This is a genomic window from Micromonospora sp. CA-248260, from assembly GCF_050942205.1.
Taxonomy (GTDB): Bacteria; Actinomycetota; Actinomycetes; order Mycobacteriales; family Micromonosporaceae; genus Micromonospora; species Micromonospora antibiotica.
This window is the reverse complement of the sequence record NZ_CP192021.1, coordinates 6,814,328-6,840,000: the sequence shown is the minus strand read 5'-3', so window position 1 is coordinate 6,840,000 and position 25,673 is coordinate 6,814,328. Positions and strand designations below refer to the sequence as shown.

At 73.3% G+C, this 25,673-nt stretch carries 12 protein-coding genes, 2 rRNA genes and 2 pseudogenes (1 of these 16 cut by a window edge); 7 read left to right on the top strand and 9 right to left on the bottom strand.

Going from position 1 to position 25,673, the window contains the following annotated elements; all coding sequences use genetic code 11:
* From ACQP2H_RS29795 to ACQP2H_RS29785, 3 genes are all read left to right on the top strand, one after another.
* Positions 1 to 966: ribosomal RNA gene (locus ACQP2H_RS29795) — 23S ribosomal RNA — on the top strand; it begins 2,144 nt to the left of the window's first position.
* Between the two features lie 100 nt (positions 967 to 1,066).
* Positions 1,067 to 1,183, top strand: a 5S ribosomal RNA gene (gene rrf / locus ACQP2H_RS29790).
* Positions 1,184 to 1,570: 387 nt separating this feature from the next.
* The gene (locus ACQP2H_RS29785; RefSeq protein WP_219465168.1) at positions 1,571 to 2,197 is read left to right on the top strand and encodes an NADPH-dependent F420 reductase; all 627 of its coding nucleotides are present in this window, start codon (positions 1,571 to 1,573) and stop codon (positions 2,195 to 2,197) included.
* A gap of 109 nt (positions 2,198 to 2,306) precedes the next feature.
* Here the strand turns inward: ACQP2H_RS29785 and ACQP2H_RS29780 are convergent, their stop codons facing one another.
* From ACQP2H_RS29780 to ACQP2H_RS29770, 3 genes are all read right to left on the bottom strand, one after another.
* Positions 2,307 to 4,130, bottom strand: a complete 1,824-nt coding sequence (locus ACQP2H_RS29780) for a VanW family protein (RefSeq protein ID WP_357536599.1) — start codon at positions 4,128 to 4,130, stop codon at positions 2,307 to 2,309.
* A 422-nt stretch (positions 4,131 to 4,552) separates the two neighbouring features.
* On the bottom strand, positions 4,553 to 7,114 hold the full coding sequence (locus tag ACQP2H_RS29775; protein WP_433229746.1) for a DUF5005 domain-containing protein: 2,562 nt from the start codon (positions 7,112 to 7,114) through the stop codon (positions 4,553 to 4,555).
* A complete protein-coding gene (locus ACQP2H_RS29770; RefSeq protein ID WP_219470443.1) occupies positions 7,104 to 8,330 on the bottom strand; it encodes a polysaccharide biosynthesis protein in 1,227 nt (408 codons plus the stop codon). The genes ACQP2H_RS29775 and ACQP2H_RS29770 overlap by 11 nt, the downstream gene beginning before the upstream one ends.
* A 382-nt stretch (positions 8,331 to 8,712) precedes the next feature.
* Here ACQP2H_RS29770 and ACQP2H_RS29765 point away from each other — a divergent pair.
* Positions 8,713 to 10,260: pseudogene (locus ACQP2H_RS29765) on the top strand (hypothetical protein); the annotation flags it as partial.
* 206 nt (positions 10,261 to 10,466) lie between these two features.
* Positions 10,467 to 10,661: a hypothetical protein gene (locus ACQP2H_RS29760; RefSeq protein ID WP_208570806.1), complete on the top strand. Its 195-nt coding sequence runs from the start codon at positions 10,467 to 10,469 to the stop codon at positions 10,659 to 10,661.
* Positions 10,662 to 10,825: 164 nt separating this feature from the next.
* Here the strand turns inward: ACQP2H_RS29760 and ACQP2H_RS29755 are convergent.
* Positions 10,826 to 11,971, bottom strand: a pseudogene (locus ACQP2H_RS29755) (glycosyltransferase family 4 protein); the annotation flags it as partial.
* A 184-nt stretch (positions 11,972 to 12,155) separates the two neighbouring features.
* On the opposite strand from ACQP2H_RS29755, the gene ACQP2H_RS29750 reads away from it, so the two are divergent.
* On the top strand, positions 12,156 to 16,418 hold the full coding sequence (locus ACQP2H_RS29750; protein WP_433229742.1) for an alpha-(1->3)-arabinofuranosyltransferase domain-containing protein: 4,263 nt from the start codon (positions 12,156 to 12,158) through the stop codon (positions 16,416 to 16,418).
* Here the strand turns inward: ACQP2H_RS29750 and ACQP2H_RS29745 are convergent.
* The gene (locus ACQP2H_RS29745) at positions 16,313 to 17,533 is read right to left on the bottom strand and encodes an acyltransferase family protein (protein ID WP_363823858.1); all 1,221 of its coding nucleotides are present in this window, start codon (positions 17,531 to 17,533) and stop codon (positions 16,313 to 16,315) included. The two genes, ACQP2H_RS29750 and ACQP2H_RS29745, sit on opposite strands and share 106 nt — an antisense overlap.
* 112 nt (positions 17,534 to 17,645) lie before the next feature.
* Between ACQP2H_RS29745 and ACQP2H_RS29740 the strand changes: the two genes are divergently transcribed.
* Positions 17,646 to 18,815 carry a DUF3068 domain-containing protein gene (locus ACQP2H_RS29740; protein WP_363823859.1) on the top strand — a complete coding sequence of 390 codons (1,170 nt, stop codon included), beginning with the start codon at positions 17,646 to 17,648 and terminating at the stop codon, positions 18,813 to 18,815.
* 316 nt (positions 18,816 to 19,131) lie between these two features.
* Here ACQP2H_RS29740 and ACQP2H_RS29735 read toward each other — a convergent pair whose 3' ends face one another.
* From ACQP2H_RS29735 to ACQP2H_RS29720, 4 genes are all read right to left on the bottom strand, one after another.
* Positions 19,132 to 20,802 (bottom strand): DUF885 domain-containing protein, encoded by a 1,671-nt coding sequence (locus ACQP2H_RS29735; protein WP_363823860.1) that lies wholly within the window; start codon positions 20,800 to 20,802, stop codon positions 19,132 to 19,134.
* A gap of 80 nt (positions 20,803 to 20,882) precedes the next feature.
* Positions 20,883 to 21,485, bottom strand: a complete 603-nt coding sequence (locus ACQP2H_RS29730; RefSeq protein ID WP_433229737.1) for a Uma2 family endonuclease — start codon at positions 21,483 to 21,485, stop codon at positions 20,883 to 20,885.
* An 81-nt stretch (positions 21,486 to 21,566) separates the two neighbouring features.
* Positions 21,567 to 22,637 carry a PHP domain-containing protein gene (locus ACQP2H_RS29725; RefSeq protein ID WP_433229734.1) on the bottom strand — a complete coding sequence of 357 codons (1,071 nt, stop codon included), beginning with the start codon at positions 22,635 to 22,637 and terminating at the stop codon, positions 21,567 to 21,569.
* Between the two features lie 75 nt (positions 22,638 to 22,712).
* Positions 22,713 to 25,658 carry a glycosyl hydrolase gene (locus tag ACQP2H_RS29720; RefSeq protein ID WP_433229731.1) on the bottom strand — a complete coding sequence of 982 codons (2,946 nt, stop codon included), beginning with the start codon at positions 25,656 to 25,658 and terminating at the stop codon, positions 22,713 to 22,715.
* Positions 25,659 to 25,673: the final 15 nt, after the last annotated feature.

Below are 25,673 nucleotides of genomic sequence, written 5' to 3'. Positions count from 1 at the left end.
AATTCCTTGTCGGGTAAGTTCCGACCTGCACGAATGGCGTAACGACTTCCCCACTGTCTCAACCACAGGCCCGGCGAAATTGCATTACGAGTAAAGATGCTCGTTACGCGCGGCAGGACGGAAAGACCCCGGGACCTTTACTATAGCTTGACATTGGTATCTGAATGGGCTTGTGTAGGATAGGTGGGAGCCGGTGAAACCTGTACGCCAGTATGGGTGGAGGCAATCTTGAAATACCACTCTGGTTGATTTGGGTATCTAACTTCGGACCGTTATCCGGTTCAGGGACAGTGTCTGGTGGGTAGTTTAACTGGGGCGGTTGCCTCCTAAAGGGTAACGGAGGCGCCCAAAGGTTCCCTCAGCCTGGTTGGCAATCAGGTGTTGAGTGCAAGTACACAAGGGAGCTTGACTGTGAGACTGACAGGTCGAGCAGGGACGAAAGTCGGGACTAGTGATCCGGCACTTGCGAGTGGAAGCGGTGTCGCTCAACGGATAAAAGGTACCCCGGGGATAACAGGCTGATCTTCCCCAAGAGTCCATATCGACGGGATGGTTTGGCACCTCGATGTCGGCTCGTCGCATCCTGGGGCTGTAGCAGGTCCCAAGGGTTGGGCTGTTCGCCCATTAAAGCGGTACGCGAGCTGGGTTTAGAACGTCGTGAGACAGTTCGGTCCCTATCCGCCGTGCGCGTAGGATACTTGAGAAGGGCTGTCCCTAGTACGAGAGGACCGGGACGGACGAACCTCTGGTGTGCCAGTTGTCCCGCCAGGGGCACGGCTGGTTAGCTACGTTCGGAAGGGATAACCGCTGAAAGCATCTAAGCGGGAAGCCTGCTTCAAGATGAGGTATCCCACCCCACTTTGTGGGGGTAAGGCCCCCAGCTAGACGACTGGGTTGATAGGCCGGAAATGTAAGCCCGGTAACGGGTTCAGTTGACCGGTACTAATAGGCCGAGGACTTGATAACAAGGCTGCTACGCGTCCACTGTGCAACTCTGAACAAACACCAAACAACCCCCCACTGTGTGTTGTGTGGGTGTGTGTGTTGTTTGATATGTTCATAGTGTTACGGCGGTCATGGCGGAGGGGAAACGCCCGGTTACATTCCGAACCCGGAAGCTAAGCCCTCCAGCGCCGATGGTACTGCACTCGGGAGGGTGTGGGAGAGTAGGACACCGCCGGACAATCTTTGGTTGAGGCCGACCCTTCGGGGTCGGCCTCAACTGTTTTCACGCCCCGAACCCCTCCATCGGGTCACACCGTCCACCGGCACGGTCGCGGGACCGGTGCAGCCTGGCAGCACGCGGGCCGGCGTCCAGAGCCACGGGGGCCCGCGTAGAGCCACGGGGGCCCGCGTCCGGAGCTGGTGCCGCCTTCGGTGAATCGCCCCGAGCAGCGGGCTTCACCTCGTACCGTCGATGCGGGACCCGGCTCCGGAGGGACCCACACCCAGCATGGCGGGAAACGTGACGTGGAGTACGTCGTGTCCGCAATCGCAGCGGACCGGGCGGGGTACCTGCTGACCGTACGACCGGAACTGACCGTCGGGACCGGCGGAGGCAGGAGTGGTCATGAAGATCGGAATCATTGGTTCGGGGCACATCGGCGGCACCCTCACCCGGCGGCTGAGCGCCCTCGGGCACGACGTGACAGTCGCGAACTCGCGGGGCCCGCAGAGCCTCACCGAGCTGGCCCAGGAGACCGGGGCCACCGCCGGCACGCTGGACCAGGCCGTCCAGGACGCCGAACTCGTCGTGGTGGCGATCCCGCTGCTCGCGGTGCCGGGGCTGCCGCCCCAACCGTTCGACGGCAAAATCGTCGTCGACGCCAACAACTACTACCCGCAGCGCGACGGTGACATCGCCGAGCTGCTCGACCGCAGCCTCAGCTCCAGCCGGTGGACCGCCGACCATCTCAAGGGCGCCCGGGTGGTGAAGACCTTCAACAACATCCAGGCCGCGCACCTGATGGACCACGGCAAGCCGGCCGGGGCCGGTGACCGGATCGCGCTGCCGGTGGCGGGTGACGACGACGACGCCAAGCAGGTGGTGATGCAGCTCGTCGACGCGCTCGGCTTCGACCCGGTGGACGCCGGCACGCTGGACGAGAGCTGGCGGCAGCAGCCCGACACCCCCGTCTACGGGACCGACCGCGACGCCGAGGGCGTCCGCCAGGGACTCGCCGACGCCCGCCCCTGACCGGGGCCGACCCGAAAGAGCACGAGAGCCCCGCCGGTGTCGCCGGCGGGGCTCATCCGTGCCCAGCCCACCCGGGTCAGAGCGGGCGGGTGGGGAGAGGTGAGGGGGATCAGGAGGGTTTGGGACCGCAGACGAAGTTCGGCTCGGGGTCGTAGGTCCAGCTGAACTTCTCCCGCTTGACGACCTTGCCGTCCTTCTTGATGACCCGGAACGCGTCCTGGGTGAAACCGGTGCTGCCGGCGGCAGCGATGCACGTCGGGCCGGGCTCCAGGTAGACGGTCCTGGGACTGGTGACGTTGCGGCGTGGGCCGTACTCGGTCTTCACGCTGTCGTAGATCTTGGTGCTCCACATCGACACCGTGATCGTGTTCGAGGTCCAGGCAGTGTCGATCAGCACCCCGTGCGGGGTGTTGTTGCGGAACTTGAAGTCGAGGTCGGGCCAGAAGATCGTCGACTCGATCACCGCCGGGTAGCGGCTGAAGTAGAACGAGTGCGGCTTGTGCTCGACGTCTTGGAGGCCGGCGTAGTAGCTGGCGTTGAACAGGGTGGTGGTGAACTGGGAGACACCGCCGCCGACCCCGGGGACCAGCTTGCCGCCGAGGATCACCGGGGCGTCCTTGTAGCCCTGGGCGTAGCCGCGCTCGCCGGTGTGCGCGTTCAGCGAGAAGGTCTCACCCGGCTGCACGATCGTGCCGTCGACGTCCTTCGCCGCCTGGATGATGTTCTGGCTGCGCGGTGAGGACAACCCGCCGGGGAACTTCGTGGAGAAGGTGGAGACCCGCTCCTTGATGCCCAGCTCGGCCAGCTTCGCCTCGGTCAGCTCGGGCTCGGCCTCCTTCAGCTGCCCGGTGACCGTCCGGCCGTCCGCCTTCGGCAGCACCGCGAGCAGGTCCCGGCTCAGCGCCGCCGAGTCGAGCTGCTTCCCGGCCCGCCCCGGGACCACCTTCGGCTTGCCGGCCGAGATGGTCAGACCGGCATCCTTGGGCGTCGACTCGATCGCGGCCAGCTTGCTGCCCAGCGCCGACCGGAGCCGCTTCACGTCGACCTTCGGCGTCAGCTTCCCCTCGTCGTCGGCCGAGAAGCGCAGCGCACGGGCGATCGCCGCCGGTGGGACGCTCACCGACCCCTTGTCGGAGGTGATGGTGACCGGAGCGGCGACGGCCGGCTTCGCCAGCTCGGCGACTAGCCGGTCCACCTCCTCCCGGGTCGTCACCGGGTTCTTCTCCACCACCGGCACCGTCACCGGTTGCCCGGCCAGCCAACCCGTGCGGACCACCCGGGCGGACTGCTCCGCATCGAGGGTCAGGCTCGGCTTGGGGTAGACCGGCTTCGGGGTGGTGCCGGTGAAGATGATCGCCGGCATCGTCATGTCCCGGCCCTGCTTACCGAGGATCTGGCGCAACGCCGCGTCCAGCTTGGCGGCGTCCACCGTCACCACCGGCTCGACCGTACGGGAGCCGAACAGCCGGTCCACCGGGTGCGCCTGGGTGTCGGTGGCGGCGGCGACGGTGGCGTCCACGTCCACCGTCAGGCCGACGTCGGCGGGATTGACCTCCGCCCGGTTCTCCCCCACCACCACGGTCAACGGCGCGTTGAGCCTGCCGGCGCGCTTCTCCAGCTCTGCCCGCAGCTCCTTGGCCGCGTCGGCGCGGCTGCGGCCACCCAGCTCGGTGCCGAGCACGCTCGTGCCGCGCGGGACGTCCCCGGCGTACGCCCAGGCGCCCACGCCGACCACCCCGGCCAGCACCGCGGTGGTCACGCCACCGGCGAGCAGCACCCGCCCGCGTCGCCACCACGGCCGACCTCCGGTGCCCGAGCCTGCGGCCCCGCCAGCCGTCGGAGGCTCGTCCTCGCCCGGCCAGCTCACCGCGGTGACCTGCACCGTGGGGCGGTCGTCGGAGACCTGATTGTCGCCGTACAGGGTCACAGCCACCTCGATCGGACGTACCACGTGGGGGGTTGCGGCCCCCAGGGACACCTACGGTAGCCAACCGGACGGCCAGCCGACAGCGTGCGTCCGGCCATCCTCACCACCGCGTGTCGTAGCCGGTCACACGGTGTATGACCGATCGTGGCACGGTGTCCGGATGCGCCGACCGGGGCCGCCCTGCGGGGGCGGACGAATCGGCCGGGCGGGGGCGTCGCGCGGTGACCCGGAGTGGCTGGCGGCACAGTTGCGCACCCCCCGATCAGCCGGCCGCCGCCGGCCACCGCGACCCCGTGGCGTCTGCACGCCGGGGGCCGTGGCGGGGTCGGGACGTTCGCGGCGGAAGCGGAAGCGGGGCCGGGACGGTCGCGGGCAGGGTCGGAACGGCGGAAGCGGAGGCGGGGTCGGCGAGGGTCGACGCCCGCCGATCAGCGGACCCGGACGCCGACCTCCGGGGACGGCGGCCCGTCGTCCCGCCCGTCGGTCACGGCGACCCGGAACCGGTAGTCGTGCCCCCGGGCCAACAGCACCGCCTGGTGCCGGGTCTCCCACACGGGGTACGGGCCGACCCGCCACCGCTCCCCGGTGGTGGCGTCGCGCCAGTGCACCCGGTAGGCGAACCCCGGCCCGGCCGACCGCCAGGTCAACCGGACCTCGCCGCTGCCGGTGGCCGTCACGTCGAGCCCGGTCGGGGTGGGCAACTGCGGGGTGACCCGGACCGGTGCGCTGCGGGGGCCCGCACCCGCCTGGTTGGTCGCGGCCACCGTGAACTCGTACTCGTGCCCGTTGCGCAGCCCCGGCACGACGGCCCGGGTGCCCCGGGTGGGGATCTCCTCGGCGGTGAAGTCGCGTTCCCCGGCGCTGACGTCCCGCCGGTACACCCGGTGCCACCCGTCGGCTACCGAAGCGCGCCAGGTCAGCTCCACGCTGCCGACCCCGGCCTCGGCGCGCAGGTCCGTCGGGGCGACGGTGGGGGCGGTGAACCGGGCGCGGGCCCGCACCGGCGCGGACCGGGCCCCCGCTCCGCCGTCGTTGACCGCGTCGACTGTGAACTCGTACTCGTGGCCGTGGGTCAGGTGCCGGGCGACGTGCCCGGCGCTGACCTCCACCGCCGGTGGGCCGTCCTGCGGGGTGCCGGCGGTCAGGTCGCGGCGGTACACCCGGTAGGAGACACCCGGGCCGAGCGTCCGCCAGGACAACCGCACGGTGCCGTCCGGCTGCCCGACGGCGACCAGCCCCGGCGGTGGGGCGGGCGGGGTGACCAGGGCGGTCGCCCGGACCGGCTCGGACGGTGGGCTGTCCCCGCCACCACCGACCGCGACCACGGTGAACGCGTACGTGTGCGCGTGCCGGAGGAACCCGACGGTGGCGGTGGTGCCGGTGAAGGTGCCGACCGTGGTCTCCTCCCCGGTGCCCAGGTCGTGCTGCGTCACTCGGAAGAGCTGGACGAACGGCACCGGCTCCCAGCCCAGTGCGACGTCACCGGCCCGGCCGGGCACCGCCCGCAGGCCCTGCGGTGGTGGCGGTGGCGGCACCGTGGCGGTCACCCGGCCGACCGGTGAGGGTGCGCTCTCGCCGCGCCGGCCCAGCGTGCTCACCCGGAACTCGTAGTCGTGCCCGTTGGTCAGGAAGTCGGCCGAGAACCGGGGAGTGGTGGTCGGCTCGCCGATCCGGACGAAGTGGGTCTGGCCGGCGGTGACGTCCCGCCGGTGCACCTGGTAGCGCAGCTCGTCGTCGGCGCGTACCGGCGGCCAGTCCAGTTCGGCGGTGCCGGCGCCGCCCGGTCGGGCGGTGAGCGTCGACGGCGCCGGGGGGAGGTCGGCGTGCTCCGGTCGGTCGCGGGGCCACACCAGCTCGACGAAACGCGGCCGGTAGAGGCCCGCGTCGGCGTAGGTGACCGAGTCGTCGACGTCGTTGACGTTGTAGGACAGGAGCAGCCGACCGGGGCGGGCCAGCTCCGGGTGCAGGTCGACGTCGTAGACCAGGTGACCGGCGGCGGTCTCCGGGGCGTGGTGCAGGTAGTCCGGGCCGGTGAACGGGCCGGTCGGCGCGTCGGCCGAGTAGGCCACCAGATCGCCGCTGAACACCAGGTTGTTCTCCTGGGTGACCAGCACGTACCGACCGCCGATCCGCTGTACGCCGTAGGCGGTACCGACGCCGCTGAGCAGCCGGGTCGAGGCGCGGTCGTCGGTGGACCAGCCGTCACCGGTCCAGAACTCCCACCGGCCGGTCAGGTCGTCGCCGGTCACCCGGGCCAGGTGGGCGAACTTCGCCCCGCCGGCCGCCTCGGTGCCGTACACGTAGGTGTGCCCGCCGTCGCGGAGCAGCTCCGAACCCCAGGAGACCCGGGCGCCCAGTGGCAACGGGCGGACCCCGGTGGGGGTGAGCGTGGGCAGTGCGAAGCTGGCCAGTGCGGTGCCGACCAGGGTGTGGTCGAGCGGGCTGAGGCCGGTGCGCCGGTAGCGGTGGACCAGCACCTGGAGGGTGTCGCCGGAGACGGTGGCGTCGCCGATCCAGGAGAACTCGCCGGGTGCCGTCGGGGGCACCAGGTCGCGCGGGTCCTCGGTGGTGCCGCCGTGCACCGTCTCGGCGAGCCGGTCGCCCCGCTGCACGATGGCCGAGTTGTGGATGAAGGGTGCGGTGCGGGGCCGGGAACCGTCGGGGTGCACCGGGCCGAGGAACGTGTCGGAGAAGAGCCAGAGCAGCCGGCCGTCGGGCAGTCGTACCGAGGCCGTCCGGTCGGCACCGTTCCACCGGCCGGAGGTGTCGCCGTAGTCGTCGAAGGCGGCGGTCAGCCGGGCGGCAACCGGCCCACTGTCCGGCAGGGCCCGGTGCGGTGCCGCCCCGGGCACGGTGGCGAGCAGGACGAGCAGCCCGACGACGAGCAGCCAGCGCACCGGCCGGCGGGTGCCGGTCAGCCCACGGCGGACGCCGGCCAGCTGCCGGACCGGGTCGACCACCGCCACCAGAAACCCCCGTCTACCGGTCACCTACCGGCAGGGTGTCACGACCCGGGACGGCGACGGTAGCCGTCGGAAGGGTGGAGGCGACCGACGCATCCGTTCTGCGGTGGATTGTCGACACTGCGGTGCCGACGACGGTGACCGTCGCCGTGACCAGGGCCGCCCCGGCGATACCGGCGACGGTGTGCGGCACGACCGTGGCGGTCGCGGCCACGAAGCCGACCGTGGAGATCCACAGTGGTGCCGAGGGCCACCGGGCCGACGCCGCGACCCGGGCGTTGATCAGCACGAAGACCAACGCGTACAGGGCCCCGGTGGCGGCGAAGAGCGGTGCGAGGCCGCCGTACCGGGCGTACTCCGGGCCACCGGCCAGCCCGAACGCCAGCCCGCCGGCCAGCGCCGAGGCGAGCACCAGCGCCGCCCCGGCCGCACCGACCAGGAGCAGCGCCGTGCGCAGCGTCCCCCGGTCGCCCCGGGCCAGCCGGGGCAGGGCGATGACCGTCACCACCTGGGGGGCCCACAACGCGCCCTTGGTCAGCACCGTGCCGACCGCGTACGTGCCGGAGGCGTCGGGGGGCAGGAACCGGCGGGCCAGCAGCAGGTCGGCGTACGACACGACGAGCATCGCCAGGGTCGCCCCGCTGGCGGTGAGCACCGTGCGGGTGGTCAGGGTCGGGGCCACCGGGTCGAGACCGGCCCCCCGGTTGAGCCGGACCAGCAGCGCCAGGACCAGTACGGAGGTGACCGCCCCGGCCAGCAGCGCCCCGGTCAACCCGCCGCCCAGCGCCAGTCCGGCGATCATCCCGCCGTAGCGGCCGGCGGCGAGTAGCGCCATCCCGCCGGCCAGCCGCAGGAAACGCTGGTCGCCCTGGAGTTCGCCCAGCCACCGGCCGGCGGCCACCACCGCCACGGTCAGCACCCCGAGCAGCAGCACCGCCGGGCCGGTCAGCCGCAGCCCGACGGCGGCCACCGGCAGCAGCACGGCCAGCAGCGCGGCGGTCACCGCCACGGTCAGCAGGGTGGGGCGGGCGGTGGCGGCCCGGCCGTGCCGGGCCCGGTGCACGGCCACCGCGATCTGGAGGCCGGTGCTGGCCACGCCGCCGATCGCGCCGAGCGCCAGCAGGGTGGCCAGCGCGCTCAGCTCCGCCGGGGCGAGGTGCCGGGCAGCGAGGACCGGCACCACGTAGGCGAGCCCGTTGACGAAGACCCCGGCCAGGGTGACGGCCACCCCGGCGACGCCGATCCCGACCGTCCGACCGCGCCCGTCGCCCGACCCCGCACCTGGCCCGTCGCCTGATCCCGTACCCGGCCCGTCGCCTGATCCCTGACCTGGCCCGTCGCCCGACCCCTGACCTGGCCCGTCGCCCGGACCCCGGCCCGTGACGTCGCCGGATCGCCGGCTGTGCCCGTCGGGGGCCTCGGGTCCTCCGACGGCCCCGGGTCGCCGGCCGTGCCCGTCGTCCGATGTTGTGCCCATCACCGCTCCGTGTCGCCGGCCGCGCCGGTCGTCCGCTGCCCGCCCGTGACCGTCCCGGGTCGCCGGCTCCGCCGGTCACCAGCAGCGCAAGTACAGTGTCGCCACGCCGGCGCCGATCGCCGGGTCAGCCTAGTGAGGAGGTCAACCCCTGCGGGAGAGGTCGATCCTCGTCGCCACCGGGCTGGCCGTCACCGCGCTGGTGCTGGCTCCGCTGGCCGCGCCCGGCTATGTGCTCAGCTACGACATGGTCTTCGTGCCCCACCAGCCGTGGCGGGCCGAGCTGGTCGCCCCGGTCGACTCGCTGCCCCGGGCGGTGCCGCTGGACGCCCTGGTCTCGCTGGCCAGCCAGGCGGTGCCGGGATGGCTGCTGCAACGGGTGGTGCTGGCCGGGGTGCTGCTGCTCGCCGCGATCGGGGCCGGCCGGCTGGTGTCCACCGGGCAGCCGGTCGTGCGGGTGGTCGCCGCCGTCGGATACGCCTGGACGCCGTACCTGGCGGAGCGGCTGCTGATCGGGCACTGGGGGCTGCTGCTGGCGTACGGGGCGCTGCCGTGGCTGGTCGACGCCGCGATCCGGGTGCACCGGCCAGGGGGGCTGCGCCGGCTGCTGCTGGTCGCGCTGCCCGCCGTGGTGACCCCGACGGGTGGCCTGATCGCCCTGGTCACGGTCGCCGTGCTGGTCGCCCGACGGGGTGCCGCCCGGACGACCACGGTGGCCGTCGGCGCGCTGCTGGTGCTGAACCTGCCGTGGCTGGTGGTCGCCGGGTTGAGCGCGGCGGACGCCCGGACCGACCCGGCCGGGGTGGCCGCCTTCGCGGCGCGGGCCGAGAACTGGAGCGGGGTGTTCGGCGCGCTGGCCGGCACCGGGGGGATCTGGAACGGGCAGACCACCCCGCTGAGCCGCTCGTCGCCGTTGACGCCGGTGGCGACGGTGCTGCTGCTGGTGCTGGCGGGGTACGGCGTCCGGACGTTGCGCGGACGCTGGCCGGTCGGGGTGGCGGACCGGCTCGCCGGGTTGGCCGCCGCCGGATTCCTGACCGCCCTGCTGGGGGTGCTGCCGGGGGGTTCCACCCTGCTGGGGTGGGCGGTGGCGTCGGTGCCGGGGGCCGGGGTGCTGCGCGACGGGCAGAAGTTCCTCATCCCGTACGCGCTGCTGCTGGTGGTGGCCGGGGCGCTCGGCGCGGAACGACTGGCCGACCGGGTCGCCGCCCGGGGGGCGACCGGTGGCGCGCGGGCGTTGCTCGTCGCCGTCCTGCTGCTGCCCGTGGTGGTGCTGCCCGATCTGGCGTTCGGTGCGGCGGGCCGGCTGCGCCCGGTGACGTACCCGGCGGACTGGGACGCGGTGGCCCGCCGGCTCGACGGCCGGTCCGGGGAGGTGCTGTCACTGCCGTTCGGGGCCTACCGGGCGTACCCGTGGAACGACGGCCGGACGGTGCTGGACCCGTTGCCCCGCTACGTCGACGCCGACGTGCTGGTGGACGACACCCTCTGGGTGGGCGCGACCGGGGTGCGGGGGGAGAACCCGCGTGCCGCCGAGGTGGGCCGGGTGCTGGCCGCCGGTGGCCCGGTCGCGGTGACCGGGGTGCGCTGGGTGGTGGTGCAGCGGACGGTCGACGGCCAGCGGGTCGACCCGGCGGCGCTGGTCGGGTTGCGCGAGGTGTACGCCGGTGTGGACCTCACCCTCTATGAGAATCCGGCCGGGCGCTGACCGGAGCGGTCAGCCGTCCCGGGTGGGCGGCGGGGCGGCCGTCGACACCGACAACGGGCGGGTGCGGGCCGAGGTCCGGTCACCGGCGCTCCGGGCCGCCCGGCGGGCCGGCGGTGATCACCCGCGCGACTCTCCCGGTGTGGGCTACTTGGTGGTAACGTGCCGCGCACGCAGCTCACGAGGAGGAAAACAGCACCATGCGCAGTGCTCTCTCGTTGGTTCTGGTCGCGGTAGCCGCGATCGCTCTGGGTGCCTTCGGCACGGTGGCGTTGGCCACCACGCTGACCGGTACGTCGGCGGCCGAGGCGGCGAAGGCCGAGCAGGCCGCCCGCACCGAGTCCGGCGGCGGCAACGGTGGTGCCAACCAGCCGCTGGTCTACGGCACCAAGTAGGACTGTTCCACCTGCGCGACCGGTGACCCTGCCGGATCCGTCCGCCCGACCGGCGGCACCGCCGGACCCGATCGCCCGACCGGTGACCCTGCCGGCCCTGACTGCCCTGCCGGCGATCCCGCCGGAGCCTGCTGCTCGACCGACGATCCTGTCGTACCGTTCGCGGCCCTCGTGACGAGGGCCGCGAACTTCTTTCCCGAGACCGGCCAGGTGAACCGGGCGGCGTGGGCGCGGGCCGCCGTGCCCATGGTGGCCCGGTAGCCGTCGTCGGTCAGCAGCAGCCGCACCTTGGCCACGAAGTCGTCGACGTCCTCGGCGAGCAGGCCGGTCTCCCCGTCGACCAGGGACTCCTCGACCCCACCGGCACCCCGGAACGCCACCGTCGGGGTGCCGACCGCGCCGGCCTCGACGATGGTGAGCCCCCAGCCCTCCTTGAGCGACGGGGTGAGCGCCACCCAGGCCGAGGCGAGCAGGTGCCGCTTGTCGGCGTCGGAGACGAAGCCGGTGAACCGGACCCGGTCGGTGAGGCCCAGCTCGGCGGCGGTGTGCCGCAGCTGCGCCTCCCACCAGCCCTGCCCGGCGACGGTCAGGGTCAGGCCGGGCAGTTCGTCACCGAGCGCGGCGAGGGTGGCGAGGGCCACCTCGACCTGCTTGTGCGGGACCAGCCGGCCGAGCACCACCAGCGACGGTTCCGGCGAGCGGGGCACCGGGCCGACGGTCATGTCGGGGGTGCCGTTGTGCACGATGTCGACCCGGGCCGGGTCGATGCCGAGGGTGGCCAGCTCGTCACGGGTGGCGGCGGAGACGGTGACGTACCGGCAGCGGCGGTAGACCCGGGGGGCGAGCCAGGACTCCACCCACCAGCCGAACCGGGCCAGGCTCGGGCCGAGCACCACCGGCCACTGCTCCCGGTGCACGTGGTGCACCAGCGCGATGACCGGCCGGCGGGCGTAGAGGGCGGACAGGAAGGGCAGGCCGTTGCCGACGTCGACGATCAGGTCGGGTCGACCGCCGTGGCGGCGGCTCAGCGGGCCGAAGCCGAGCGCGCCGGCCAGGTACGCCAGGGCGGCCCGGAGGTAGACGGTGTGCCGGCCGCCGCGCCGCAGCACCCGTACGCCGTCGGGGGTGGTCTCCTCGGCGGGGCCGGCGGGGTGGGTGGCGCAGAGCAGGGTGGCCCGGTGGCCGTGCCGGACGAGTTCCCCGGCGATCCGCTCGACGTACACCTCCGAGCCGCCACCCTCCGGATTCCGGGTGTCCCGCCAGTTGAGCAACAGTACGTGCCTGGTGGTGGCGGCAGCGGGTGCGTCCAACACTCAACTCCTACTGCCGAGTAGTCTTCGCGGTCGCGTCACACTATGGGCTGCGTCACGCACGTCGCAATGCCCGATCGGAGGCGAGATGCAGCAGTCGCCGGGCCGTCCGGGGGCGGCCGACGGGCCGGACGACACATCCAGCACGGTGTGGCGTGTGCGGTTGGTTGCGGTGTGTCTGGCTTTGTCCGCACTGGCCTTCCTCCAGGACCCCGGCCTGATCGCCATCGACACCAAGGTCGACCTGGCCATCGATCCGGCCGGATGGCTGACCCGGGCCCTGCACGTCTGGGACCCCGACGGCACCTTCGGGCAGTTGCAGAATCAGGCGTACGGCTACCTCTGGCCGATGGGGCCGTTCTTCCTGCTCGGCAAGCTGCTCGCCGTACCGGCCTGGGTGGTGCAGCGGCTGTGGTGGGCGTTGCTGCTGACGGTGGCCTGCGTCGGCGTCGTCCGGCTCGCCGAGCGGCTGCACGTCGGCACCCCGTGGGCCCGGTTGCTCGCCGGGGCCGCCTTCGCGCTCTCCCCCCGGCTGCTCACCGAACTCGGCCCGATCTCGGTGGAGGCGTGGCCCAGTGCGCTCGCGCCGTGGGTGCTCGTCCCGCTGGTCGGGCTGGCCGACGGGGTGCCGCTGCGCCGGGCGGTCACCAGGTCGGCCCTGGTGGTGGCGTGCGCCGGTGGGGTCAACGCGACCGCCGTGCTGGCCGTGGTGCCGCTGGCCGCGCTCTGGCTGCTCGGCCTGCATCCGCTGCGTCTGCGGGTGAAGGCGCTGTTCGCCTGGGGGCTCGCGGTGGGCGCGGCGACCGCCTGGTGGCTGGTGCCGTTGTTGCTGCTCGGCCGGTACAGCCCGCCCTTCCTCGACTACATCGAGACCGCGCCGGTGACCACCACCCCCACCGACGCCACCACCGTGCTGCGGGGCGCCTCGCACTGGCACGCCTACCTCAACGGCGCGTACGGGCCGCCGTGGACGGCGGGTTGGCGGCTCGCCACCGAACGACCCCTGGTGGTCGCCGGGCTGGTGGTCGCCGGGCTGGGCATCGCCGGGCTGGCCCGCCGGGGCATGCCGCACCGGCGGTTCCTGGTCACCGGCCTGCTGGTCGGGCTGGCCCTGGTCGGGCTCGGGCACCTCGGCCAGCTCGACGGGTTCGGCGCACAGACCCAGCGGACCTTCCTCGACGCGGCGGGCGCACCGCTGCGCAACGTGCACAAGTTCGACGTGGTGCTCCGGCTGCCGCTCATCCTCGGCCTGGCCCACCTGGTCGGGCTGGTGCTGCGGGCCGCCCGCACCGGCGACCGGCCCGAACTGGCCGCTCTGCTGCCCCGGCCGCTCCAGCCGGTGCGGCTGCGCGCCGGCCTGGTCACCGGCACCGCCCTGGTCGCGGTCGCCGCGGTGGCCGCGCCCGCGCTCGGCGGCGGGCTGGCCGCCCCGGGCAGCTTCACCGGGGTACCCGGCTACTGGCAGCAGGCGTCGAACTGGCTGGACCGGGCCGTCGGCGACGACCGGGTGCTGGTGGTGCCCGCCGCCCGCTTCCCCCGCTACCTGTGGGGCAGCCCCAGCGACGAGATCACCCAGCCGTTGTCGAACCGGCCGTGGGCGGTGCGCAGCTCGGTGCCGCTCACCCCGCCCGGCACCATCCGGCTGCTGGACACCGTCGAGTCGGCGCTGGCCGACGGGCAGGGCTCCGCCGGCCTCGCCGACCTGCTCGCCCGCTCCGGGGTGAAGTACCTGCTGCTGCGCTCCGACCTCGACTACGGCCACAGCGGCGCCGTCCGGCCGGTGGTGGTCCGGCAGGCGCTGCTGCGTTCCCCAGGCATCGAACCGGTGCGTGGGTTCGGCCCCGAGGTCGGTGGAGGTCGGCTGCCCGGCAACGTCGTCGACCGGGGACTGGACGTCGGGGTCCGGGCCCTGGAGGTGTACGAGGTCCGCCGCGCCGTCGACCAGGTCGTCGCGTACGACGCCGCCGACCTGACCACTGTCGTCGGCGGCCCCGAGTCGCTGCTGCCGCTGGCCGCCGCCGGCCGGCTCTCCGCCGCGCCGACCGTGCTCGCCGGGGACCGCCCGGCCGGGCTGGCCGCGTCACAGGTGACGCTCACCGACGGGTTGCGCCGCCGGGAGGTGGCCTTCGGGCAGCAGCACGACAACGCCTCGGCCACCATGACCGCCCGGGACCGCCCCCAGCTCGACGCCCCGGCCCGGGACTACCTGCCGCCGTGGGCCGAGGGGGAGTCCACCGTGGTGCGCTACCTCGGCATCGGCGGGGTGTCCGCGTCCAGCTCCTGGTCGCAGGCGCAGCCGCTGGGCGGTGGCCGCCCCGAACACCAGCCGTACGCGGCGGTCGACGGTGACCTGAGCACGTCGTGGCGGTCCGCCCCGGGGACCCGCGCGCCGGGGCAGTGGTTCGAGGTGGAGCTGGACCGGCCGCAGGTCGTGCGGCAGGTGCGGATCACCTTCGACACCGGGGCCGATTCGCTGCCCACCAGGATCACCGTGACCGCCGGCCGGCAGCAGGCCACCGTGCAGACCGCCGGGCAGAGCGTCGAGGTGACCCTGCCCGACGGCTACCCCACCCGGTTCGTCCGGGTCACCGTCGAGGAGGTCTTCGACGTCCGGGCCGGCTTCGGTGGGGTGGGCATCGCCGAACTCGTCATCCCCGGTGTCGAGGCCGCCCGGACCCTGGTGGTGCCGGCCCCACCGGCCACCGACCGGCCGGCCACGATGGTGTTCGGCGCCGCCCCGGCCACCCCGGCGTGCGTCTTCGACGAGGGCCGGCCGCTCTGCGCCGGGGCGATGGCCCGCGCCTCCGAGGACAGCGACCGGATCGACCGCACCGTGCAGCTGCCGACCGGCACGGACTACCGGGTCGCACTGTGGGCCCGGCCCCGGCCCGGCGGGGCGCTCAACGCGCTGCTCGACCCCGGTGGGGCGGCGGCGGTCACCACCGGGGTCACCCCGACCGTGGCCGCCTCGACCGTCGGCGTGTCCCACCCGACCGCCCGCCCCGGCGCGGTGGTCGACGGGAACCCCGCGACCATCTGGTACGCCGCCGACGCCGACCGGCAACCATGGCTGCGGTTGACCTGGCCGAAGGCGCGTACCGTCACCGGGCTGCGGATCGCCCTGCCACCCGGTGCGGCGGCGGCCCGCCCCTGGCGGGTCACCGTGCTCGGCGACGAGGGGATGCGCGGCGGGGTGCTCGACGAGGGCGGCACGCTGCTGTTCGACCGGCCGATGCGCAGCGACGACCTGACCGTGCTGATCGCCGACGTGGTGCCGGTGGCGTCGTACGACCCGTACGGGCGGGTGACGCAGGGCCTGCCGGTGGGGGTGGGTGAGCTGACCGTGCTGCCGGACGGCCCGGCCAGCCCGGCGGACCCCGCGAGGCGGGTGACCCTGCCCTGCGGCACCGGCCCGACGGTGACCGTGGCCGGTGGGCAACGCCGGACCGCGCTGGTCGCCAGCCGACGGGACCTGGTGGAACTGCGCGAGGTGCCGGCGGTGCTCTGCGGTCCGGCCGCGAAGACGCCGCTGCGGCTGACCGCCGGGGAGAACCGGGTGGTGGCGGCGGGGACCCGGCTGACCGTACCCACCCTGCTCGCCCTCACCCCGACGGACGCCCCAGCCGGCGGGACCTCCGCCCGCCCGGCGACAACCGGCGGGTCGGGGATCGCCGGCACGGACGGTGGCAGTACGGCGGCACCCGGGGCCGGCGACGCGACGAACGGACCCCGACAACCCGGGGCGACCCGGACGGTGCTGCGGGTCGACGAGTGGTCGGCCACCCGGCGGGTGCTGCGCCTGGAGAGCTACCCCGGCCAGCGGGTGCTGGCGCTGCGGGAGAACGCCAACGCGGGTTGGGTGGCCACCGCCGCTGGCCGGACCCTCACCCCGTTCGTGGTGGACGGCTGGCAGCAGGGCTGGCTGGTGCCGGCCGACGTCGCCGGTGCGGTGACGCTCCACTTCGCCCCGGACCGGGGGTACGTGGCGGCGCTCGGGGCCGGGGCGGTGCTGCTGACCGGGGTCGCCCTGCTGGCGGTGCTGCCGGCACGGCGTACCCCGGGGATGGTGGCGGTGGTGCGGCGCAGGCGCGGACGGGTGCTCGCCGCGCTCGTCGGTGGTGGGGCGTTGCTGCTGTTCGGCGGGCCGGCGGCGGTCGGGGTGGCACTGGCGGTGGTGGTCGTGGTGCTGGCCGGGCGGGCCCTGGAGCCGCACCTGCACCCGCCGGACCGGCGGGGTATGCACCGGCTGCGCCGGGCGACCGTGCGCTGGCTGCCGGTGGCGTGTTTCGCCGTGGCCGGCTGGTGGGCGGCGACCCGGGGTGGGCACACCGCCTGGCTGCCTCAGTTGGCCGCGGTCGCCACCGCCACCCTGCTCTGGCTCTCGCTGGTGCTGCGCCGACGCGGCCACCGCCCACCCCAGCGCTGGAAGGGGCGCTCCACCGCGTAGTAGCTGACCGCCGCGAGGACCAGCCCACCGGCGACGGTGAGGATGAACGTGCCGAGCGGGTCACCGGTGAACTCCGGCCGGCCGTCGACCAGGTAGATCCCCTCCAGCACCAACGGGTGCCAGAGGAACAGCCCGTACGACACCCGGCCCAACCACCGGCCGACGATGCTGTCGAAGACGCCCTTGGTGCGGGTCTGCGGCCCGAACGCCACCGGCACGATCAGCAGCACCGCGACCACCAGGTAGAGCACCAGCTTGGTGGTGAACTGGCCGGCGGTCGGCTCGGCCAGGTCCCGGGGGCCGGTGACCGGGGTGGTGGCGACGGCCAACGCGCCCAGGGCGATCGTCCAGCAGGCCAGCGGGGCCCGGCCCAGGTCGTCCAGGAAGCGCCAGCGCACGCCCCGGCCGGTGCGCAACGCGACCTGCGCGCCGGCCAGGGCCATCCCGGCACCGAACCAGCCGGCGTACGAGGGCAGCCACATGGTGTGCAGGCCGAGGCTGAGTACGCCCGTACCCATCAACGCCACCCAGCCCCCGGTCACCACCGTCGCGGCCACTGCGATCCGCAGCACCCCGTCCGGGTGGGCCGACGCCGGCGGGCCCGGTGTCGGCCGTCGCCGGCCGAGCAGGAGGACCGCCAGCACCGGCAGCAGCAGATAGAACGTGACCTCGGTGGCCAGGCTCCAGGTCTGGCTGATCCCGTGCCGGAGCTGACCGTGCTGGTAGATCTGGGTCAGCGTGAGGTGCCGCAGCCAGTCACCTGTCGACGCCGGCCGGTTCTGCGGCAGCACCAGCAGGCAGACCACCACCGCCACCCAGTAGGCGGGCAGGATCCGGGTGGCCCGCCGCCACAGGTAGCGGCCGGTGCCCGGGGGCTGCTGACCCGTCGCCCGCGCGTGCGCGTACGGCCGGAACAGCAGGAAACCGGAGAGGACGAAGAAGACCGCGACCCCCACGTCGAGCCGGGACAGCCAGGCCCCGACGGCGGTGTCGCCGGTGTTGCGCCCGGTGGCGAAACCGACGTGGTGCCCCACCACGGCGAGTGCTCCGATCACCCGGACGGCGTCGAGCGCGGGCAGCCGCCGCAGGACCTGATCGGGAATCGGGGCAGACATCAACCGTCCAGAGGGTCGCGGGCCTATGTGACTCGGGAGTAACGTGCGGCCAAGTTTTACATTCTCGATCTTCCGCCGGTAACCGGCTGACCGTCTTGTTAGGGGAGGACCAGTGAAGACTCGCCTGGGTGCCGCGCTGTTCGGCATCGGCGTGCTGTCGCTCGCGGTCGCCGCGGGAACGGCGTACTACGTGGCGCCGTCGGTGACGAAGCTGCCGTACGACCTGACGTTCTGCAACGCGGACGGCAAGCCGGACGGTTGCCTGCGGGCGAGCGTCGCGATCGCCGAGAACGCCACCTACATGCAGGTGCTCAACGGGAAGCCGACGATCCAGACCGGTCAGCTCAAGGCCACCACCGAGGTGGTGCCGCAGGCGGCGACGACCGAGAAGGAGATGACCGGTGACCTGCGGGGCGAGGCGGTCGTCTGGGACGTCTACGGCACCGTCGTACGCACCGACAACGGCTCGGACGTCAGTAAGTACGCGGCCGAGTTCGCCCTGGACCGGGTGAGCGCCGCCGCCCGGGACTGGGACAAGCAGTACCTGGACACCGACGGTCCGGGCGGCACCGACGACTCGGTGACCTTCGCCGGGCAGACCTACAAGTTCCCGTTCCGTGCCGAGCGCAGGGACCACACCTTCTTCGACCGGGACCTGCGCAAGGGGCTGCCGATCGCCTTCGACGGCACCGAGCAGATCAACGGCACCGAGGCGTACCGGTACGTGCAGCAGATCCCGGAGAGTGACCTGGTCACCCCGGCGGGCTCGCTGACCGCGCTGGCCGGTGCGCTGGCCCCGGGCGCGACCACCGGAAAGGTCACCTACAGCAACACCCGGACGATCTGGATCGAGCCGGTCAGCGGCAACTTCGTCAAGGTACGCGAGCAGCAACGCAAGAACTTCGTGCCCAACCAGGGCAGCCCGGTGACCCTGCTGGACGCGGACTTCGTCTATGACGAGGCCACCATCGCCAACAGCGTGAAGTCGGCCGGCGTGACCCGGGACAAGCTCCAGCTGATCGGTCGTACCCTGCCGATCGGGCTGGCCGCCCTGGGTGCCGTTCTGCTGCTGCTGGGGCTCTGGCTGATGGTCTCCGGGCGGCGCGCGCCGGTGGCCGAGGCGCGGCGTCGGCCGGACGGGGCTCCGACCGGGGGGTCGGTGCGGGACGCGTCGACCAGGGTCGAGCAGCCGGCTGCGGTGCGCCAGGGCGGCCCGCTCAGCGACGAGATCCCACCCGCGTCGACGAACTGGCGGGCCGAGGACGAGGTCGGCAAGCGCTGAGCTGATCACCTGTCGGCGGGCGGGTCGGGTTTCCGGCCCGCCCGCCGGGTCGGCACCAGCCCGAGGAGGAATCCGTGCAGAATCGATCGACCTGGCGTTCGTCGACTCCGACACGCTGACCGCCCGACCGGCGCTGGCGTCGAGCCTCTCCTGAGCCTTACTCCACCCCCACGGTGCGTCGGGGGCGGGCCCTCGCCCGCCCCCGACCATCCGTCTCACCCGCTGGGCGTCCCCACCTGGCCGGCGGCGCGGTTCGACGCCGGCCAGCGCCCGGTGCGTGCAGCTCAGAGGCGGGCCAGCGCCCGGTGCGCGCGGTTCAGAGGCGGGCCAGCGCCCGGCGCAGCGGATCGAGCCCGAGCGCGCCCAGGTCGAGCGCCTGCCGGTGGAACTCCTTGAGGTCGAAGTCGGCACCCTTGCGGGCCTTCGCGTCCTCCCGGGCCTGGAGCCAGATCCGCTCGCCCACCTTGTACGACGGTGCCTGCCCCGGCCAGCCCAGGTAGCGGTTCAGCTCGAAGCGGAGGTTCTCCTCCGGCACCCGGCAGTGCGAACGCATGAACTCCCAGCCCAGCTCCGGCGTCCACCGTTCGCCCGGGTGGAAGCCGAACGGGTTGTCCCGGGGGATCTCCAGCTCCAGGTGCATCCCGATGTCGATGATCACCCGGGCCGCCCGGAACGCCTGCCCGTCGAGCATGCCGAGCTTGTCACCCGGGTCCTCCAGGTAGCCCAGCTCGTCCATCAGCCGCTCCGAGTAGAGCGCCCAGCCCTCGCCGTGGCCGGAGACCCAGCACAGCAGCCGCTGCCAGCGGTTGAGCAGCTCCGCCCGGACGGCGGTCTGCGCGACCTGGAGGTGGTGCCCGGGAACACCCTCGTGGTAGACCGTGGTCACCTCGCGCCAGGTGGAGAAGTCGGTGACGCCCTGCGGCACCGCCCACCACATCCGCCCCGGGCGGGAGAAGTCCTCGCTCGGCCCGGTGTAGTAGATCGCCCCGTCGCTGGTCGGGGCGAGGCAGCACTCGATCCGGCGGACCTGCTCGGGGATGTCGAAGTGGGTGCCGTGCAGCTCACCGATCGCCTTGTCGGCCAGCGCCTGCATCCAGTCCCGGAACGCCTCCTTGCCCTGGATGGTCCGGGCCGGGTCGGCGTCCAGCACGGCCACCGCCTCGTCGATGGTCGCGCCCCGGCCGGCGATCCGGCCGGACACCGTCCGCATCTCGGCCTCCAACCGGGCCAGCTCCGCGAAACCCCAGGCGTACGTCTCGTCCAGGTCGACCTTCGCGCCGAGGAAGTACTGCGAGGCCAGCTCGTAGCGTTCCCGGCCGGCGGCCTGCTTGTCCCGCCCGCGCGGGACCAGCTCGGTGCGCAGGAACTGGCCGAACTCGACGGTGGCCGCGGTTGCCGCCGCAGCGCCCCGGCGCAGCTCGGCACCGAGCGTGCCGTCGGCGTCCAGCCGCTGCACCAGCCCGTGGAAGAAGTTGTCGCCGTGCGGGTCGGTCCAGATGTCGCACTGCTTGGCCACCTCGGTCAGCTGCACCTTGGAGCTGACCCGCCCGGCGGCGGCGGCCTCACGCAGCGTGGTCTTGTAACCCTCCAACGTGGCGGCGAAGCGGTTGAGCCGCGCGGCGACGGCGGCCCGGCCCTGCTCACCCTCGGTGGGCATCAGGTCGAAGACCATCCGGATCTCGTGCAGGCCACTGGCGATGACGTTCACCTCGCTGGTGATCTCACCCGCGTCGTGCCGGGCCAGCTCCAGCCCCAGGCGCTCCTGCATCGCCTCCTTGGCGGTCCGTTCCGCCTCGGACTCCGGCTCGGTCACGTCCAGGTCGGCGAGGGTGCGCCGGGTCAGCTCGGCCCGTGCCTCGTAGCCTGCGGGCGAGAGGTCGTCGAGTTGGTCGTCGTAGCCGGCGATGCCGACATAGGTGGCACCGGTCGGGCTCAGTGGCGCCCAGTCAGCCACGTACCGGTTCGCGAGGTCATCGATTCGTCCCACGCTGCGACCCTACGTGACCAGCGGGTCCGGTTGTCGAGCGCGTTTGCCGGACCCGGCTGTCGGGTTGCGGCGACCGCCGGTCAGGGGCGGGGCAGCAGGCGGCCCGGAGCGAAGTCGATCGGGAAGGGCAACCGGGTACGTAGCCGCTGGTGGCCGACCGCCCGGCCGACGACCGGGTAGCCGCCGTCCTCCCGGCGGAGCAGGGTCGCGGTCATCCGGTGGGGCCGCCGGTCCAGCTCCACCCGGAGGAACCAGGGCACCCCGGCGGCCGCGCAGCGGCGTAACCGGTCGACCGGGTCGCGTCGGGTGCCGCGCCGGACGAACTCCACCGCCATCGTGCACAGGGTCGCCGGCACCCAGCGTTCCTGCTCGTCGCCGGCCGGCAGGGTGTGCAGGACGGTGACGTCCGGCTGGATCCAGCAGGACGCGGTGAAGGTCAGGTTGACCCGGCCGAGCACGTGCCGCCCCGTCGCCTCGGCCGCCGGGACGAAGGCGCTGGCCAGGGTGGCCGTCGCGACACTCTCGACAGCGGGCGGGAACGGGGTGACCACCAGCCGGCCGTCGACGCACTCGTGTCGGGTGCCGGCCAGCGCGCCGACCGGCAGGTGCCGCTCCGCCCGCCGTACGGTCCAACCACCGGGCAGCTGCGGCACCGGTCCCGTACTGCCCGTCGACGATCTCAACCACGCCACCTCCGGTCGATCAACGAGGCGGGGCCGTCGGGGTTCCTGGCGCGGCCCGGCGGGCTCGCGGTGGGTGCCGGGTCAGGCGCGGCTACGGGCCCAGTCGAGCAGGCGGTCCGCCGGCCAGGTGTTGACCACCCGGTCGGCGGGTACGCCGCACAGCGCCGCCCGTTCGCAGCCGTACCGCTGCCAGTCGAGCTGCCCGGGGGCGTGCGCGTCGGTGTCGATGGCGAACCGGCAGCCGGCCTCCAGGGCGCGGCGGATCAGCCGCTTCGGTGGGTCCTGCCGCTCCGGCCGGGAGTTGATCTCGACGGCCACGTCGTGTTCGGCGCAGGCGGCGAAGACCGCGTCCGCGTCGAAGTCGCTCTCGGCGCGGGTCCGGGCCCGGTGCCCCTTGTCACCCGGCCCGGTCACCCCGGCGGGCCGGGACGACACCATCCGCCCGGTGCAGTGGCCGAGGATGTCCAGGTGTGGGTTGGCGATCGCGGTGAGCATCCGGCGGGTCATCCGGGCCCGCTCGTCGCGTAGCCCGCTGTGCACCGAGCCGACCACCACGTCGAGCCGGGCCAGCAGCTCCTCGTCCTGGTCGAGGGTGCCGTCGGCGAGGATGTCCACCTCGATCCCGGTGAGGATGCGGAACCCCTCGGGCAGCGCCGCGTTGACCGCCGCCACGTGGTCGAGTTGCCGGCGCAGCCGGTCGGCGGTGAGGCCCCGGGCCACCGTGAGCCGGGGCGAGTGGTCGGTCAGCACCACGTACTCGTGGCCGAGTTCGACGGCGGCGAGCGCCATCTCCTCGATCGGTGACCCGCCGTCGGACCAGTCCGAGTGGGTGTGGCAGTCGCCGCGCAGCGCGGCCCGCAACGCGCCGGCCGCCTCGTCGAGGTCGACGCCCTCGGTGGCGACCAGCCGGCGCAGGTAGACCGGTTCCTCGCCGGCCAACGACTCGGTGACGCAGCGGGCGGTGACGTCGCCGACCCCGGGCAGGTCGGTGAGGGTTGCGGCCCGGTTCCGCTCGGCCAACTCCGCCGCCGGCAGCGCGGCCAGGGCGGTCGCCGCGCTGCGGAACGCGCGTACCCGGTAGGTGGCCTCGTTGGCGCGTTCCAGCAGGAACGCGATCCGACGCAGGTCGGCGACGGGGTCTCTGGCGCTCATGGATGGCAACCTACGCGCCCGCGCCGCCGGTCGGGGGACGACCGGCGGCGCGGGGTGTGGACAACGGGGACCGGATCAGGAGTACGGCAGCTTCACCACCGACTGGTTGCCGGTGCCGAGGGTGGACGGGTTGACGCCGATCGCCGACCAGATCTCCACCTTGACCGTGCCGCCGGCGAGGTTGCCCAGCGTGCCGGTGGCCGAGTGCAGGCCGGCGTTCTGCGTGTAGTGCTCGTAGCCGGGCACCGGGTCGGTGGCGAAGTACCGGTAGGTCTCCACCCGGTCGAAGGTGCCGTCCCCGGTCAGGTCGTAGGAGACCCGGGCCTGCACCCCGTTGCCGACCGACTGGCCGGCGTCGAGGAACAGGTCGAACCCGGTCTGGCCCCCGGTGTAGGCGAGGTTGAGCCGGGTCGCGGTGAACACCACCGGGTTGCTGGGGGTGCCGTCGTGGTTCGCGCCCCCGGAGCCGGGGACGGTGGTCGTCGCCGCGTTGCCGGCGGAGCCGAGGCCGCCACCGGGCAGCAGGAACCGGGTCGGCGAGCCGGGCGGCGGGGTGGTCGGCGGCGGGGTCGGGCTGGTCGGCGTCGGCGACGGCCCGGTCGGGGTGGGCGTCGGGGTGGGCGACGTCGTCGGGGAGGTGGTCGGCGTGGGGCTCGGGTTGGTGCCGCCGGCCGCGTTGCCACCACTCCAGGTGTACGCCCCGGTGGTGGCGGTCTTCCCGGCGGCCACGGTGAGACTGGTCCCGTCGGAGAACCGCACGGTCAGCGGCGCGGCGGTGATGTTGCTGGCCACATAGGTGCGTGCGCCGTTGCGGCTGAACACGGCGGCCAGCGGGTGGCTGGCGGTGACCGTGGTGTCGACCTGGCCGAGCGCGGCGAGGTTGCGGATCCAGTGGAAGGTGTGTGCCCGGCTCTCGCCCTCCTCCGGGGTGTAGCCGGGGTTGGCGCGCAGCTTGGCCAGTGCCGCGTCCGGGTCACCGAGGGCGAGGAACTGCCAGTGGATGTCCTGCCACACGGTGGGTTCGCCGCCGTTGTTGCGGACCAGTTCGGCGTAGTTGGTCCGGTTGTAGGCCGGCCGGTAGCCGAGGTAGAGGTGCCCGCCGGTGACGGGGAGCATGTTGATGCCCTGGATCATCTCCGGTTCGGCGCTGAACCAGGTCGCGTACGCCCCGCCGTCGCCCCAGACCATGCCGACGGTGGAGTGCCCGAACGCGGCCGGGTAGTTCTCGTCGTCGACGTCGAACCAGTACTCTCCGATGGCGGCGGCCTGGGTGGTGTAGATGAACACGCCCGCGTCCCGGACGGCGGTGTCGCCGGTGGCCTGCCCCCACTGGATCAGCGCGTTGGCGAAGTTCATCCCCTCCGACGAGGACTCCTGGTTGTTGCCGGCGTTGAACGAGCCGTGCCCGGCGGCCCAGTCGTGCCCGGCGTAGATGTCGAAGTCCCGCAGGTAGGGGAAGCGGGTGTCGGAGCGCTGGTAGTTGTTGGCGTCCCGGATGAGCAGGTCGACCATGCCGCCGTACTGGTTCTGGGTGGCCCACGTCGGGTCGAACTTGGCGAGCGTCGCCGCCGCCGCGATGAAGTACCCGTAGTGGAAGTGGTGGTCGTTGAGTTCCTGGTCGGACCCGTACGACGCCGGGTAGCCGATCAGGGTGCCCCAGTTGCGGTCGTAGTAGAAGACCTTGGCGGTCTTGCCCGGGGTGGCGGTGAACCAGTCGGTCAGGGTGCTGCGGATGGCGGCCAGCGCCGCGTTGCGGGTCTCGGTGTCGCCGACCTGGTCGGCGATCTCGGCGATCCGGGCGGCCCGGCCGAGGCCCTTGCCGGTCCAGTAGGTGTCGCCGCCGCGCTGGTCCATCGGGTTGCCCCGGACGGCGGCGAGCTGCTCCTTGAGCTGGGCCAGGTCGGTGCCGGAGCCGGTGGCCACGGCGGGCACCTCGGGCAGCACCCCGTGGAACTTCATCGCGGTTCGGAAGGAGGCCACCCCGGTCAGCACCTTCATCCGGCCGCGCGCCGACGGGTAGGTCTGGGTGAGCGGGGTGCTGCCGGCGAGCGCCTTCCACTGGTGCGGGTAGAGGCTGACCACGGTCTGGGTGGCGGTGCCCTCCCGGGCGGTGGTGGTGAACGAGTAGGTGGTGTTCACCGCGCTGGTCGCCGGGTCGTAGGTGTAGCCGACCCGGGTGCCGGTGACGTGCGCGTGGGCGTACCGGCCGTAGCTGGTGGCGAGGGTGGCGCGGGCGGTGGCGTCGGCGGTGGGCGGCAGCAGGGCGATCGAGAAGTAACCCTTGCCGGCCAGGGTGGAGCTGATCCGTCCGTTGGCGACGGTCCAGGTCGCTCCGGTCGGGGCGTACCCGACGTAGTCGTGGCCCCGGACGGTGAAGCCGATGGTGGCGCCGCTGTTGGACCAGACGGTGGCCGCGCCGCCGGTCGGGTTGATCTGGGCGTCGCCGCCGCTGGCCTGGAAGTAGGCGAACGGCAGTCCGTGGCCGATGGTGGCGCGCAGGGTCCGCGACCCGTCAGTCCAGTACGGGGTGACCGTCCAGTCGGACCAGTCGTCGACCTTGACCACCGGTGCGCCGAGCGCGGCCACGCCGACCCGGATGTCCTCGGTGTAGGTGTACTTGAACTCGCCCACCCCGGTCGCGGTGCCGCTGACGGTGGCGGCCGAGGGTGCCGAGAAGCCGAGCCCGTCGCTGAACGGCTGGTAGGACACCGGGTGGGCGTGCAGCGGTTCGCTGTAGGAGCAGTTCGTCTTCTTCCACAGCAGCGACGACCACCAGTCGTTGGTGGGCACCGGCCCGGCGGGGGCGTTGGCGGTGGCGAACTGGCGGGGGTTGGTGGACAGGGTGCCGCAGCCGGTGGGCAGCGGGCCGACCGGGTCGGTGGTGTAGCTGCCGGCGCCGACGGTGGCGGCCTCGGCGGGGGTGCCGGCGGTGGTGAGGGTGAGGCCGCCGACGAGGACGGTCAGCGCGGTGGTGGCGGCGAGCACCCAGGGGGCGCGGCGCCGGGGGACGGGAGGTGTCATCGTGCCTCCTCCGCG

Excerpts from the sequence above, each read along its gene's own strand:
- ACQP2H_RS29785 (WP_219465168.1), top strand. The coding sequence starts at position 1,571 with ATGAAGATCGGAATCATTGGTTCGGGGCACATCGGCGGCACCCTCACC.
- ACQP2H_RS29760 (WP_208570806.1), top strand. The coding sequence starts at position 10,467 with ATGCGCAGTGCTCTCTCGTTGGTTCTGGTCGCGGTAGCCGCGATCGCT.
- ACQP2H_RS29745 (WP_363823858.1), bottom strand. The coding sequence starts at position 17,533 with ATGTCTGCCCCGATTCCCGATCAGGTCCTGCGGCGGCTGCCCGCGCTC.
- ACQP2H_RS29725 (WP_433229734.1), bottom strand. The coding sequence starts at position 22,637 with ATGAGCGCCAGAGACCCCGTCGCCGACCTGCGTCGGATCGCGTTCCTG.
- ACQP2H_RS29720 (WP_433229731.1), bottom strand. The coding sequence starts at position 25,658 with ATGACACCTCCCGTCCCCCGGCGCCGCGCCCCCTGGGTGCTCGCCGCC.